Source organism: Mycobacterium sp. E2989, from assembly GCF_001667595.1.
In the GTDB taxonomy this organism is placed as follows: domain Bacteria; phylum Actinomycetota; class Actinomycetes; order Mycobacteriales; family Mycobacteriaceae; genus Mycobacterium.
In genome coordinates this window covers 35,384-48,548 of the sequence record NZ_LZJX01000037.1, presented here as the reverse complement: position 1 = coordinate 48,548, position 13,165 = coordinate 35,384, and the positions used below count along the sequence as shown (strand labels likewise).

Sequence of the window (13,165 nt, the reverse complement as noted above, 5' to 3'; positions counted from 1 at the left end):
GCGTCGTCGCGGGCATCCACCTGGAGGGGCCGTGGCTGAGCCGGGCCCGGTGCGGGGCGCACGACCCGGCCCGGATGCGCGACCCGGACCCGGCCGAGATCGACGCCCTGCTGGGCGCCGGCGGCGGCGCGATCCGGATGGTCACCCTGGCCCCCGAACTGCCCGGGGCCGACGACGCGATCCGGCGCTTCCTCGATGCCGGAGTCGTTGTGGCACTGGGGCACACGGACTGCACCTACGAGCAGGCCGAACGCGCCATCGGCCTGGGCGCCACGGTCGGCACCCACCTGTTCAACGCGATGCCGCCGGTGCACCATCGCGAGCCCGGCCCGGCGCTCGCCCTGCTCCGCCATCCCGCGGTCACCGTGGAGGTGATCGCCGATGGCGTGCACGTGCACCCGGCCGTCGTGCGGGCGGTGGTCGAGGACGCCGGGCCGGACCGGGTCGCCGCCGTCACCGACGCCATCTCCGCCGCCGGCCGCGGCGACGGGGCGTTTCGCCTCGGCGCGGTGGACGTCGACGTCGCGTCCGGAGTGGCGCGGGTGCGCGGCACGCCGACGATCGCGGGCAGCACCGCCACCATGGACCAACTCTTCCGCAACGTGCACGCCGGAGCGGGACTGGCCGCCGCCGCGCAGACGACCTCGGCGACGCCCGCGCGCGCCCTCGGCCTGCAAGGGGTGGGCAGCCTGCGCGCCGGCTACGACGCCAATCTCGTTGTGCTGGACCGCGATCTGCGGGTGGCCGCGGTCATGGTGGCCGGGCGATGGCGGGTGGGCGGCTAGCGCAGCCGCCGGATGATACGGGAAAGGGTCAGCGCCCCAAGGGCTCCCATCGCCATCGCGGTCAGCGTCTGCCGCGTGCCGATCCCCTCGTCGGGCTGCACGCGCGGCGCGATGATCGCCGGCGGCGGCGGGGGGACGCGACGCGCGCGCGGGTGATCGGACGCCGTCGCGGCCCACGCCGTGCAGAAGAGCACGAGATAGGCGGTGATGTAGGCGAACACCATCAGACCCAGCACCGGGCCGAAGGTGGCGCCCGCCGGGCTGCGCAGCACCACCCGCAGATAGACGGACCCCACCTGTTTGAACACCTCGAACCCGACCGCCGCCATCAGCGCGGCCCGCATCGACGCGCTCAGGCTGACCTTCTCGCGGGGCAGGCGCGCGATCATCCAGGTGAACAGCAGCCAGGACACGGCCGTCGAGATCACGATCGACAACAACCAGAAGAACCAATCGAACACCGAAAGCTGCGGCACGCCAAGCCATCTCAGCAGCGCGGCAAGCGGCGCGTCATGACCGAGCGTGGTCAAACCGACGGTGGCCATGATCACCGCGAACGTGCCCAGCATCGCCAACAGGTCGGAGAGCTTGTTGTGCACGAAACCCGGCGACTCGATCCGCTCGTCCCACCACATCTCCGTCAACGCCTGGCGCAGATGCGATATCCAGCCCAGCCCCGCCCACACCGCGGTGGCCAGGCCGATGACACCCACCGACGTCCGCGCGGCGATCGCCGAGTTCATCAGGTCCAGCAGCTGATCCCCCAGCGCACCGGTCACCTGCGACCGGATGTGGTCGTCGATCGTTTTCAGCAGCTCGGGCCGGCGCGCCAGCACGAACCCGAAGGCCGCGAAACCGACCATCAGCAAGGGAAATAACGCGAAGATCGTGTAGTAGGTGAGGCCGGCGGCGAAGAATCCGCCGCTGCGGTCGTCGAAGCGCCGGTAGGCGCGCAGGACGTGGTCGAGCCAGCCGTGCCGGGCCCGCAGCCGATCGAGAATTCCGGGCTTGGCAGCTTCGGTCATGAGGGGACTTCACCTGCCTGCCGGGCCCGGGGGCCGTCCCGCGCCGTCGCGGCCCAGGCGGTGCTGTACAGCACCAAGAGCCAGGTGACGTACGCGAACGCCAACAGACCCAGCACCGGGCCGAAGGTGGCGCCGGCGGCGCTGCGCAGCACGAATTTCAGGTAGAGCGATCCCAACAGCTTGAACAACTCGAAACCGGCGGCCGCGATCAAGCCGGCCTCCATCGACGTGACGACGCCAACCGACTCGCGCGGCAATCGCACGATCACCCAGCTGAACACCACCCACGACACCACGAACGCCGTCAACACCGAAACAACCCGAAAGACCCAATGGAACACCGAGAGTTCCGGCAGCCCAAGCAGTTTCAACGCCGCACGCAACGGCTTCTGATGTCCCAGTGCGGACAGCCCCATGCTGACCACGATCACCGCGAACGTGCCCACCACGGCGGCCAGATCGGACAGTATCGTCCGCACGAAACCCACGGAGTCCATTGGGTGATCCCAGATTCGGCCCAGCGCCTCCCGGAGGCGATACATCCACGTCTGGCCCAGCCAGGCCGCGACGACCAACCCGATCACACCGACGGACGTGCGGGCCGCGACCGCCGAATGGATCAAGTTGACCAGATGCTGCCCCAACTCGGGGGACACCCAGGACCGGACGTGGTTGTCAATTGTGTCCAATCGCTCGGGATGATGCGACAACCCGAAGCTACCCAGCGCGAAACCGACCATCAGCAAGGGAATTAGCGCGATCAGCGTGTAGTAGGTGAGGCCGGCCGCGAGCAGATTGCCGTTGCAGTTCCGGAAGTGAAAAAAGGCGCGCAGGACGTGGTCGAGCCAGCCGTGCCGGGCCCGCAGCCGATCGAGGACACCTGGCTTGGCCGGCTCGCCCATGTGCGACTCATCCCCGTTGCGGAAGGAAACCTAACCGATCGTAGACCCGCCGAACGGTTTTCCCGGCGACGTCCTCGGCGCGCTCCGCGCCCGCCGCGAGCACCGACTCCAATTCGGCTGAATCGGCCAGCAATTCGTCGACGCGGGCCTTGATGGGGCTGACGAACTCGACGACGGCCTCGGCGGTGTCCTTCTTCAGATCCCCGTAACCGCGTCCGGCATAACCCTCCACGAGCGTGTCGATCGCGGCACCGGTGACCGCCGACTGGATGCTCAGCAGGTTGGACACCCCCGGCTTGGCGTCGGTGTCGAAGCGGATCTCGCGCTCGCTGTCGGTCACCGCCGAGCGGATCTTCTTCGCCGACGCGGCGGGATCGTCGAGCAGGTTGATCAGGCCCGCGTCGGTGGCCGCGGATTTGCTCATCTTCGACGTGGGGTCTTGCAGGTCGTAGATCTTCGCGGTCACCTTGGGGATCATCACGTCGGGGACCACGAACGTGTCGGGGAACCGGCTGTTGAACCGCTGCGCCACGTCGCGCGCCAGTTCGAGGTGCTGGCGCTGGTCCTCGCCCACCGGCACCAGCTCGGTGTCGTAGGCCAGCACGTCGGCGGCCTGCAACACCGGATAGGTGAACAGGCCGACGGTGGTGGAGTCGCCGCCCTGGCGGGCCGACTTGTCCTTGAACTGCGTCATCCGCGAGGCCTGCCCGAAGCCGGTGAAGCAGCCCAGCACCCAGGCCAGCTGGGAGTGGGCGGGCACGTGGCTCTGCACGAAGACCGTGCTGCGGGCCGGGTCGATGCCCAACGCCAGGTACTGGGCGGCCGTGACCAGGGTGCGGCGGCGCAGCGCCTCGGGATCCTGCGGGATGGTGATGGCGTGCAGGTCGACCACGCAGAAGAAGCAGTCGTGATCGTCCTGCAGCCCGACCCATTGGGTGATGGCACCCAACGCGTTCCCCAGGTGGAGCGAATCGGAGGTGGGCTGGACGCCGGAGAAGATCCGGCCGGATCGGGTGCTCATGATGCACCGATCTTTTCACGCGGGCCGTGCCGGGCATGCGCCGCCGCCGAGTGTGCGGCTAGCTTCATCCTCGCCGCCGAGTGTGCGGCCAGCCGCACACGCGCGAGCGAGCGGCGCCCCTCCAGGCGATCGCGCCGCGGGTCACACTCGCTTGCGGTACCGGCGGTACCGCCTTTAGTGTCGGGGCTATGGGGAGCAGCACGAACAGCAGCGCGGGGACGCGGCCACCGATTCACCTGGGTTCTGGAGAGCCGGTCCTGTTGCTGCACCCGTTCCTGCTGTCCCAGGCGGTTTGGCAGGACGTCGCCCAGCGGCTGGCCGACACCGGGCGCTACGAGGTGTTCGCCCCGACGATGGCCGGCCACAACGGCGGCCCGCCCGCGGGGACCTGGTTCTTGTCCTCGGCGGTGCTCGCCGACCACGTGGAGCGCCAGATGGACGAGCTGGGCTGGAAGACCGCGCACATCGTGGGCAACTCGCTGGGCGGTTGGGTCGCGTTCGAGCTGGAGCGGCGCGGGCGCGCGCGCAGCGTGATGGGCATCGCCCCGGCCGGCGGATGGACCCGATGGAGCCCGGCCAAGTTCGAGGTGATCGCCAAGTTCATCCTGGGCATTCCGCTGCTGATATTGGCCGCGCTGTTCGGCCCGCGGGTGATGGGGCTGCCGTTCAGCCGCCACCTGGCCACCTACGCGATCAGCGCGACGCCCGACGGGGTCAGCCACGAGCAACTGCTGGGCTGCATCGACGACGTCGCGCACTGCCCGGCCTACTTCCAGCTGCTGGTCAAGTCGCTGCTGCTGCACGGACTGCGGGAGCTGGCCGAGAACGCCGTCCCGGCGCACCTGGTGATCTGCGAGAAGGACCGGATCGTGCCCGCCCCCAGGTTCAGCCGGCATTTCACCACCCATTTGCCCGACGACCACCAGGTCACCGAGCTCGACGGCGTGGGCCACATCCCGATGTTCGAGGCGCCCGAGCGCGTCACCGACGTGATCATCGGCTTCCTCGACGAATGCGTCGACCCGGCGCGGCGCCGCGCGAACCCCTCGGCTAGTTAGCCAGCTCCTTTTCCAGGTTTTCGGCGATCGAGTTGAGGAACTCCTCGCTCTGCTGCCATTCCTGGTCGGGGCCGACGAGCATGGCCAGGTCCTTGGTCATCTTCCCGCTCTCGACCGTCCCGACGACCACGTCCTCCAGCCTCTGCGCGAACTCGACCACCCCCGGGGTGCCGTCGAGCTTGCCGCGGTGGGCCAGCCCGCGCGTCCAGGCGAAGATCGAGGCGATCGGGTTGGTCGAGGTCGGCTTGCCGGCCCGGTACTGCCGGAAGTGCCGGGTGACGGTGCCGTGCGCGGCCTCGGCCTCCACCGTCTTGCCGTCGGCGGTCATCAGCACCGACGTCATCAGCCCCAGCGAGCCGTAGCCCTGGGCGACGAGGTCGGACTGGACGTCGCCGTCGTAGTTCTTGCACGCCCACACGTAGCCGCCCTCCCACTTCAGGCACGCGGCGACCATGTCGTCGATGAGCCGGTGCTCGTAGGTGAGCCCCTCGGCCTCGAACTTGTCCTTGAATTCCTCGTCGTAGATGCGCTGGAACTCGTCCTTGAACATGCCGTCGTAGGCCTTGAGGATCGTGTTCTTGGTGGACAGGTACACCGGCCATTTGGCGTTGAGGCCGTACTTGAACGACGCGCGCGCGAAATCCCCGATGGAGTCCTTGAAGTTGTACATCCCCATCACGACGCCGCCGTCGTCGGGGATGTCCACCATCTCGTGCACGATCGGCTCGCTGCCGTCGGACGGGGTGAACGTGATCGCCACGGTGCCCGGCTTGTCGATCTTGAAGTTGGTCGACCGATACTGGTCACCGAACGCGTGGCGCCCGATGACGATCGGCTTGGTCCAGCCGGGAACCAGCCGGGGGACGTTCGAGATGACGATCGGCTCGCGGAAGATGGTGCCGCCCAGAATGTTTCGGATGGTGCCGTTGGGTGAGAGCCACATCTTCTTCAAGTTGAATTCTTGGACGCGGGCCTCGTCGGGGGTGATGGTGGCGCACTTGACGCCTACCCCGTGTCTCTTGATGGCGTACGCGGCGTCGATGGTCACCTGGTCGTTGGTGCGGTCGCGGTTTTCGATGCCGAGGTCGTAGTACTCGAGGTTGACGTCGAGATGCGGCAGTATCAGCATCTCCTTGATCAGTTTCCAGATGACGCGGGTCATCTCGTCACCGTCGAGCTCGACGACCGGCCCCCGGACTTTGATCTTGCGGTCGCCTGACATCTTCGGACCTTACGAACCTTGCGAGGCTGTCAGCGCTTCGTTGAACGTCTTGCTCGGCCGCATCACGGCGGTCGTCTTCTCGCTGTCCGGGTAGTAGTAGCCACCGATGTCCACCGTCTCGCCCTGCGCCTCGGCCAGCTCGCCGACGATGGTGTCCTCGTTCTCGCCCAGCGACTCGGCCAGCGCGGCGAAGTGCTTGGAAAGCTCCTCGTCGTCGGATTGCGCGAGTTCCTGCGCCCAGTACAGCGCCAGGTAGAACTGGCTGCCGCGGTTGTCGAGTTCGCCGGCCTTGCGCGACGGACTCTTGTTGTTCTCCAGCAGCTTGCCGATCGCGGCGTCCAGCGTCTTGCCCAGGATCTTGGCGCGCTCGTTGTCCGTCTTGATGCCGATGTCCTCGAAACACGCTCCGAGAGCGAGGAATTCGCCGAGGGAATCCCAGCGCAGGTGGTTCTCCTCGAGGAGCTGGTGCACGTGCTTGGGCGCCGAACCGCCCGCCCCGGTTTCGTACATGCCGCCGCCGGACATCAGCGGCACGATGGACAGCATCTTGGCGCTGGTGCCCAGCTCGAGAATCGGGAACAGGTCGGTGAGGTAGTCGCGCAGGATGTTTCCGGTCGCGGCGATGGTGTCCTGGCCGCGGATCGCGCGCTCGATCGTGTACCGCATGGCCCACACCTGGGGCATGATGTTGATGTCCAGGCCCTCGGTGTCGTGTTCCTTCAGATACGCCTTGACCTTCTTGCGCAGCTCGACCTCGTGCGGCCGCTCGGTGTCCAGCCAGAACACCACCGTCATGCCCGAGTTGCGCGCCCGCGTGACGGCCAGCTTGACCCAGTCGCGGATCGCCTCGTCGGTGACGATCGGCATCCGCCAGATGTCGCCCTCCTCGACGTTCTGGGTCAGCAGCACCTCGCCGCTGTCAAGGTCGACGATGTTGGCGACCCCGTCCTCGGGGATTTCGAACGTCTTGTCGTGCGAGCCGTACTCCTCGGCCTGCTGCGCCATCAGGCCGACGTTGGGCACGGTCCCCATGGTCGTCGGGTCGAACTGCCCGTGGGTCTTGCAGAAGTTGATGATCTCCTGGTAGATCCGCGAAAAGGTCGACTCGGGGTTGACGGCCTTGGTGTCCTTCTGCCGCCCGTCGGCGCCCCACATCTTGCCGCCCGCCCGAATCATCGCCGGCATCGACGCGTCCACGATCACGTCGCTGGGCGAGTGAAAGTTGGTGATGCCCTTTGCCGAATCGACCATGGCCAGCTCGGGGCGGTGTTCGTGGCAGGCGTGCAGGTCGCGGATGATCTCCTCGTGCAGCGAGGCGGGCAGCGACTCGATCTTGTTGTAGAGGTCGACCAGTCCGTTGTTGACGTCGACGCCGAGCTCGTCGAACAGCTCCTGGTGTTTGGCGAAGGCGTCCTTGTAATAGACCTTCACGGCGTGGCCGAAGACGATGGGATGCGAGACCTTCATCATGGTCGCCTTGACGTGCAGTGAGAACATCACGCCGGTCTCGTAGGCGTCCTCCATCTGCTCTTCGTAGAACTCGACCAGCGCCTTCTTGCTCATGAACATGCTGTCGATGACGTCGCCCTCGCGCAGCTCGACCTTGTCCTTCAGCTCGAGGGTCTTGCCGCTCTTGGTTTCCAGCACCATCTTCACGTTGCGCGCGCGGTCCAGCGTCATCGACTTCTCGCCGTGGTAGAAGTCGCCCTTGCGCATGGTCGCGACGTGGGTGCGCGACGCCGGCGACCACTCCCCCATGCTGTGCGGGTGCCTGCGCGCGTACTCCTTGACGGCCTTGGGCGCGCGCCGGTCCGAGTTGCCTTGTCGCAGTACCGGGTTGACCGCGCTGCCCAGGCATTTGCCGTAGCGGGCGCGGATTTCCCTGTCCTCGTCGGTCTTCGGGCTCTGCGGAAAGTCCGGAATCTTGAAGCCCTTGCCCTGCAGCTCCTTGACGGCGGCGACCAGCTGGGGCACCGAGGCGCTGATGTTCGGCAGCTTGATGATGTTGGTGTCGGGCAGCTGCGTCAGCTTGCCCAACTCGCCCAGGTTGTCGCCGACCCGCTGCTCCTCGGTCAGGTCGTCGGGGAATTCGGCCAGGATGCGCGCGGCCACGGAGATGTCGCTCGTCTTGATCTCGATGCCCGCCGGCTCGGCGAACGCGCGCACGATCGGCAGGAACCCGTAGGTCGCCAGCAACGGCGCCTCGTCGGTCAGTGTGTAGATGACGGTCGGCTGTTCGGCGCTCACGGTCCCTCTCCCGGCGTGGAAAATCTTCGAGTATTCGGTCAGACCTCTGGGGGGCTCAGCGTTCTTCCTGCCACGTTATCAAGGGCGTTTGGGCAGGTGTCGACCTGCCATTGGCACACAGTCGGCACAGTAAGATAGTCTCCGTATTGGTCATGAGCGCCAGCATCAAGCCCCGGCTTGCTGGCCGGCAACCCTCCAACCGCGGTGGGGTGCCCCGGGTGATGACCAGGTTGAGTAGCCAAGCACCGGCTATCCGGCAAGCGCGGGTCCGCCATGACGGGCCCCTGAGCCAGACAGGGAAGCTTCCATGAGCGATGCCACCAACAGCGACGACACCGATCCGAGCGCCCACTGGTCGTTCGACACCAAGCAGGTGCACGCGGGCCAGCGGCCGGACCCGGCCACCAACGCCCGCGCCCTGCCGATCTACCAGACCACGTCCTACACGTTCGACGACACCTCGCACGCCGCCGCCCTGTTCGGGCTGGAGGTGCCGGGCAACATCTACACCCGGATCGGCAACCCCACCACCGACGTCGTCGAGCAGCGGATCGCCGCGCTCGAGGGCGGCGTGGCAGCGCTGTTCCTCAGCTCCGGGCAGGCCGCTGAGACCTTCGCCATACTCAACCTCGCGTGTGCCGGAGATCACATCGTGTCCAGCCCGCGGCTCTACGGCGGCACCTACAACCTGTTCCACTACTCGCTGGCCAAGCTCGGCATCGAGGTCAGCTTCGTCGACGACCCCGACGACCTGGATTCCTGGCAGGCCGCGGTGCGCCCGAACACCAAGGCGTTCTTCGGCGAGACCATCTCCAACCCGCAGATCGACCTGCTGGACATCCCCGGGGTCGCCGGCGTCGCCCACGCCAACGGGATACCGCTGATCGTCGACAACACCATCGCCACGCCGTACCTGATCCGGCCGTTCGAGCACGGCGCCGACGTCGTGGTGCACTCGGCCACCAAGTACCTGGGCGGGCACGGGTCGGCGATCGCCGGCGTCATCGTCGACGGCGGCACCTTCGACTGGACGCAGGGCCGTTTCCCCGGATTCACCACACCCGACCCGAGCTACCACGGCGTGGTGTTCGCCGAGCTCGGGCCGCCGGCGTACGCGCTCAAGGCGCGCGTGCAGCTGCTGCGCGACCTGGGTTCGGCCGCCTCCCCGTTCAACGCGTTCCTGGTCGCCCAGGGCATCGAAACGCTGAGCCTGCGGATGGAACGCCACGTCGCCAACGCGCAGCGGGTCGCCGAATTCCTCGAGGGCCACGACGGCGTTGTGTCGGTGAACTACGCCGGGCTGCCCAGCTCGCCGTGGCACGAGCGCGGGAAGAAGCTGGCGCCCAAGGGAACCGGCGCGGTGCTGGCCTTCGAGCTGGCCGGCGGCGTCGAGGCCGGCAAGGCGTTCGTGAACGCGCTCAAGCTGCACAGCCACGTCGCCAACATCGGCGACGTGCGATCGCTGGTGATCCACCCCGCGTCGACCACGCACGCCCAGCTGAGCGCCGCCGAGCAGCTGGCGACCGGCGTGACGCCCGGCCTGGTGCGGCTGGCCGTCGGCATCGAGGGCGTCGACGACATCCTGGCCGACCTGGAGTTGGGCTTCGCCGCGGCGCGCAAGTTCGGCGCCGAGGCGGCCGACCCGCAAGCCGTGGCGGCGTTCTGAGGGGCCGGCCATGACGATCTCCGACGTCGGAACCCAGACGCTGCCGGCCGAAGGCGAGATCGGCCTGGTCCACATCGGCTCGCTGAGGACCGAGGGCGGCGCGGTGATCGACGATGTGTGCATCGCCGTGCAGCGCTGGGGCGAGCTGTCGCCGACCCGCGACAACGTGGTGGTGGTGCTGCACGCGCTCACCGGTGACTCGCACATCACCGGTCCCGCCGGGCCGGGGCATCCCACCGGTGGCTGGTGGGACGGGGTCGCCGGCCCGGGCGCGCCCATCGATACCGACCGCTGGTGCGCCGTCGCCACCAACGTGCTGGGCGGTTGCCGCGGCTCCACCGGCCCCAGCTCGCTGGCCCGCGATGGAAAGCCCTGGGGCTCAAGGTTTCCGATGATCACCGTGCGCGACCAGGTGGAGGCCGACATCGCCGCGCTGGCCGCGCTGGGAATCAATGAGGTCGCCGCGGTTGTTGGTGGTTCCATGGGCGGCGCACGGGCTTTGGAATGGATGGTCGGGCACCCCAGTCGGGTGCGGGCGGGGCTGCTGCTGGCGGTCGGCGCGCGCGCGACCGCGGACCAAATCGGCACGCAGACCACGCAGATCGCGGCCATCAAGGCCGACCCGGACTGGCAGGGCGGCGACTACCACGACACCGGCCGCACACCGGACACCGGCCTGGCCATCGCCCGCCGCTTCGCCCACCTGACCTATCGCGGCGAAGCGGAGCTCGACACCCGCTTCGGCAACGACAAGCAGGGCGGCGGGGACAGCCGCTACGCGGTGCAGAGCTACCTCGAGCATCAGGGCGACAAGCTGTTGGCCCGCTTCGACGCAGGCAGCTACGTGGCCCTGACCGAGTCGCTGAACAGCCATGACGTGGGCCGCGGCCGCGGAGGGGTGCGCAAGGCGCTCCGCGGTTGCCCGGTGCCGGCGGTGGTAGGCGGCATCACGTCCGACCGGCTTTATCCGCTGCGGTTGCAGGAGGAGCTCGCCGAGCTGCTGCCGGGCTGTAGCGGACTGCAGGTCGTCGAGTCCATCTGCGGGCACGACGGCTTCTTGGTGGAGTCCGAGGCGGTCGGCGAGCTGATTCGCGAGACGCTCGACCTAGCTGAGAGTGAAGGCGCGTGCCGGCGGTGACGCGCTCCGGGCAGGACCGCTCTTTGTCGTTCGGCTCGGCGGCCGCTGCCTATGAGCGGGGACGCCCCTCTTATCCCCCGGAGGCGATCGACTGGCTACTGCCGCGCGGCGCGCGCCAGGTGCTGGACCTGGGTGCCGGCACCGGAAAGCTGACCACCCGGCTGGTGGAACGCGGGCTGGACGTGGTGGCCGTCGACCCGATCCCCGACATGCTGGAGGTGTTGCGCAGCTCGCTGCCGGAGACCCGGGCGCTGCTTGGCACCGCCGAGGGAATTCCGTTGCCGGACAACAGCGTCGACGTCGTGCTGGTCGCACAGGCGTGGCATTGGGTGGATCCCGAACGCGCCATTCCCGAGGTGGCCCGCGTGTTGCGGCCGGGCGGCCGGCTGGGTCTGGTGTGGAACACGCGCGACGAGCGGCTGGGCTGGGTGCGGGAGCTGGGCGAGATCATCGGCTCCGACGGTGACCGCGGCCGCTTCGACGTCACGCTGTCCGAATCGTTCACCTCACCGGAGCGCCACCAGGTCGAGTGGACGAATTACCTTACGCCCCAAGCCCTGATCGACCTGGTCGCATCGCGCAGCTACTGCATCACCTCGCCGACCGAGGTCCGCACCAGGACCCTGGACCAGGTGCGCGAGTTGCTCGCCACCCACCCGGCGCTGGCGAATTCGACCGGCCTGGCACTGCCCTACGTCACCGTGTGCATCCGGGCGACGCTGGCCGGGTAATTACGGCGCGTCATCATCGTCATTCCCGAGCAGTTTCTCGGGGTGGTGGAAGGTGTTGGTTCTGGGCTGGCCCCTGTCGAGGTGGGGTGGGGGAATCCAGACGGTGTCGCCTTGGGTGTTTTTGCGGGTGCGCCAGCCGGCGGGTGTGAGTAGGCGGTGATGGGGTCCGCAGGGGAAGGTGAGGTCGTTGATGTCGGTGCGGCGGCTGCGGGCGTAGTCGGTGACGTGGTGGACTTCGGACAGGTAGCCGGGCACGGTGCAGCCCGGGGCGGTGCAGCCGCGGTCCTTGGCGTAGAGCACGATCCGTTGGCCGGGGTTGGCGAGGCGTTTGGTGTGATACAGCGCCAGGGGTGTGGCGTCGTTGTCGAAGATGGCCAGGTAGTGATGGGCGTGGCGGGCCAGCCGGATCACGTCGCTGATCGGCAGGCGGGTGCCCCCACCGGTGCGCCCGTGCCCGGCGGCGGTCTGCAGTTCCTGCAGGGTGGTGGTGATGATGATGGAGGCCGGTAACCCGTTGTGCTGGCCGAGTTTTCCCGAGGCCAACAGCGCGCGCAGCCCCGCGGTGAGCCCATCGTGGTTGCGTTGGGCGGCGCTGCGCCCATCGTGATCGATGGCCTGCTGACTCGGGGTGCCGTCCACGCACGGCGTGTCGTCGAGCGGGTTGCACATGCCCGGCGCGGCCAGCTTGGCCAGCACCGCCTCGAGGGTGGCCCGCAGCTCGGGGGTGAGCAGCCCGCGCAGCTCCGACATGCCATCAGGGCCCTGCTTGCCCAGGGTGAGGCCGCGGCGGCGGGCGCGCTCGGCGTCGCTGTAGGTGCCGTCGGGGTTGAGGCAATCGGCGACATGCTCGGCCAGCCCCGCCAATTGCTCGGGCCGATACTGCGTTCCATACCTGACGAGGTCGACCTCCACGGCCGCCCGGGTGGGTGCATCCACCGCGGCGGGTAACTGGTGAAAGAACCGGCGGATCACCCCCACCTGCCCGGTGCCCAGGGCGCCGTCGCGTTGGGCGGCGGCCGTCGCGGGCAGGATCGGGGCTAACGGTTCGCCGGTCAGCCCGTGCCGCGGCCCCAACTCGACGGCCTCTTTCACCCGCCTCGACGCCTCGGCCCGGCTGATCAGCGTCGCCTCGGCGATCGCGTGCGGCAGGCTGCCACCCAACTCCTCGGCGGTGGCCTGCCGGCCCAGGGTGTTGATCACCGGATGCTCGAGGGCCGGCAGCTGCCGGCGTACTTTTTCGCAGCGTTCCAGCATCGCCAGCTGTTGGTGAACGTTCAAAGCATCCACCGGCAGTGCGCGGACACGGGCCAAGACGGCATCGAGATCGTCGAACACCGCGTCGACGTCTGGATGACCGCTTGGACTCATAC

At 68.2% G+C, this 13,165-nt stretch carries 11 protein-coding genes and 1 riboswitch; of the genes, 5 read left to right on the top strand and 6 right to left on the bottom strand.

Annotated features, from left to right (window positions below; translation table 11 throughout):
• Positions 1-785, top strand: a 785-nt coding sequence (locus tag A5680_RS07995) for an N-acetylglucosamine-6-phosphate deacetylase (protein ID WP_067818002.1), incomplete at its 5' end; no start/stop codon positions are given.
• Here the strand turns inward: A5680_RS07995 and yhjD (A5680_RS07990) are convergent.
• The 3 genes from yhjD (A5680_RS07990) to trpS are packed head-to-tail and all read right to left on the bottom strand — an operon-like array spanning position 782 to position 3,733.
• Positions 782-1,810, bottom strand: a complete 1,029-nt coding sequence (yhjD, locus tag A5680_RS07990; RefSeq protein WP_067817999.1) for an inner membrane protein YhjD — start codon at positions 1,808-1,810, stop codon at positions 782-784. The genes A5680_RS07995 and yhjD (A5680_RS07990) overlap by 4 nt on opposite strands.
• Complete coding sequence (yhjD, locus tag A5680_RS07985) at positions 1,807-2,712, bottom strand: inner membrane protein YhjD (protein ID WP_055405020.1); 906 nt, start codon at positions 2,710-2,712, stop codon at positions 1,807-1,809. The genes yhjD (A5680_RS07990) and yhjD (A5680_RS07985) overlap by 4 nt, the downstream gene beginning before the upstream one ends.
• A 7-nt stretch (positions 2,713-2,719) precedes the next feature.
• On the bottom strand, positions 2,720-3,733 hold the full coding sequence (gene trpS / locus A5680_RS07980; protein WP_067817996.1) for a tryptophan--tRNA ligase: 1,014 nt from the start codon (positions 3,731-3,733) through the stop codon (positions 2,720-2,722).
• A 257-nt stretch (positions 3,734-3,990) separates the two neighbouring features.
• On the opposite strand from trpS, the gene A5680_RS07975 reads away from it, so the two are divergent.
• Entirely contained in the window at positions 3,991-4,791 is an 801-nt protein-coding gene (locus A5680_RS07975; RefSeq protein ID WP_055405026.1) for an alpha/beta fold hydrolase, read from the top strand.
• Here A5680_RS07975 and A5680_RS07970 read toward each other — a convergent pair.
• Positions 4,784-6,013 carry an NADP-dependent isocitrate dehydrogenase gene (locus A5680_RS07970; RefSeq protein WP_067817992.1) on the bottom strand — a complete coding sequence of 410 codons (1,230 nt, stop codon included), beginning with the start codon at positions 6,011-6,013 and terminating at the stop codon, positions 4,784-4,786. The genes A5680_RS07975 and A5680_RS07970 overlap by 8 nt on opposite strands.
• A gap of 9 nt (positions 6,014-6,022) precedes the next feature.
• Positions 6,023-8,260 (bottom strand): NADP-dependent isocitrate dehydrogenase, encoded by a 2,238-nt coding sequence (locus A5680_RS07965; RefSeq protein WP_067817989.1) that lies wholly within the window; start codon positions 8,258-8,260, stop codon positions 6,023-6,025.
• Between the two features lie 148 nt (positions 8,261-8,408).
• Positions 8,409-8,529, top strand: a riboswitch (SAM riboswitch).
• Positions 8,530-8,567: 38 nt separating this feature from the next.
• Here A5680_RS07965 and A5680_RS07960 point away from each other — a divergent pair.
• From A5680_RS07960 to A5680_RS07950, 3 genes are read left to right on the top strand one after another with little or no spacing between them, the layout of a single operon-like run.
• Positions 8,568-9,926 (top strand): bifunctional o-acetylhomoserine/o-acetylserine sulfhydrylase, encoded by a 1,359-nt coding sequence (locus A5680_RS07960; protein WP_067817986.1) that lies wholly within the window; start codon positions 8,568-8,570, stop codon positions 9,924-9,926.
• Between the two features lie 10 nt (positions 9,927-9,936).
• Positions 9,937-11,064 (top strand): homoserine O-acetyltransferase, encoded by a 1,128-nt coding sequence (locus tag A5680_RS07955; protein ID WP_055405015.1) that lies wholly within the window; start codon positions 9,937-9,939, stop codon positions 11,062-11,064.
• Positions 11,061-11,795, top strand: a complete 735-nt coding sequence (locus tag A5680_RS07950) for a class I SAM-dependent methyltransferase (RefSeq protein ID WP_067818015.1) — start codon at positions 11,061-11,063, stop codon at positions 11,793-11,795. The genes A5680_RS07955 and A5680_RS07950 overlap by 4 nt, the downstream gene beginning before the upstream one ends.
• Here A5680_RS07950 and A5680_RS07945 read toward each other — a convergent pair whose 3' ends face one another.
• Positions 11,796-13,163 carry an HNH endonuclease signature motif containing protein gene (locus A5680_RS07945; protein WP_067817983.1) on the bottom strand — a complete coding sequence of 456 codons (1,368 nt, stop codon included), beginning with the start codon at positions 13,161-13,163 and terminating at the stop codon, positions 11,796-11,798. It lies immediately after the preceding gene.
• Between the last annotated feature and the right edge of the window lie 2 nt (positions 13,164-13,165).

What these genes read in the sequence shown, in the direction of transcription:
- A5680_RS07970 (WP_067817992.1), bottom strand. Translation starts at nt 6,013, where the DNA reads ATGTCAGGCGACCGCAAGATCAAAGTCCGGGGGCCGGTCGTCGAGCTC.
- A5680_RS07945 (WP_067817983.1), bottom strand. Translation starts at nt 13,163, where the DNA reads ATGAGTCCAAGCGGTCATCCAGACGTCGACGCGGTGTTCGACGATCTC.
- yhjD (WP_055405020.1), bottom strand. Translation starts at nt 2,712, where the DNA reads ATGGGCGAGCCGGCCAAGCCAGGTGTCCTCGATCGGCTGCGGGCCCGG.
- A5680_RS07955 (WP_055405015.1), top strand. Translation starts at nt 9,937, where the DNA reads ATGACGATCTCCGACGTCGGAACCCAGACGCTGCCGGCCGAAGGCGAG.
- yhjD (WP_067817999.1), bottom strand. Translation starts at nt 1,810, where the DNA reads ATGACCGAAGCTGCCAAGCCCGGAATTCTCGATCGGCTGCGGGCCCGG.
- trpS (WP_067817996.1), bottom strand. Translation starts at nt 3,733, where the DNA reads ATGAGCACCCGATCCGGCCGGATCTTCTCCGGCGTCCAGCCCACCTCC.
- A5680_RS07960 (WP_067817986.1), top strand. Translation starts at nt 8,568, where the DNA reads ATGAGCGATGCCACCAACAGCGACGACACCGATCCGAGCGCCCACTGG.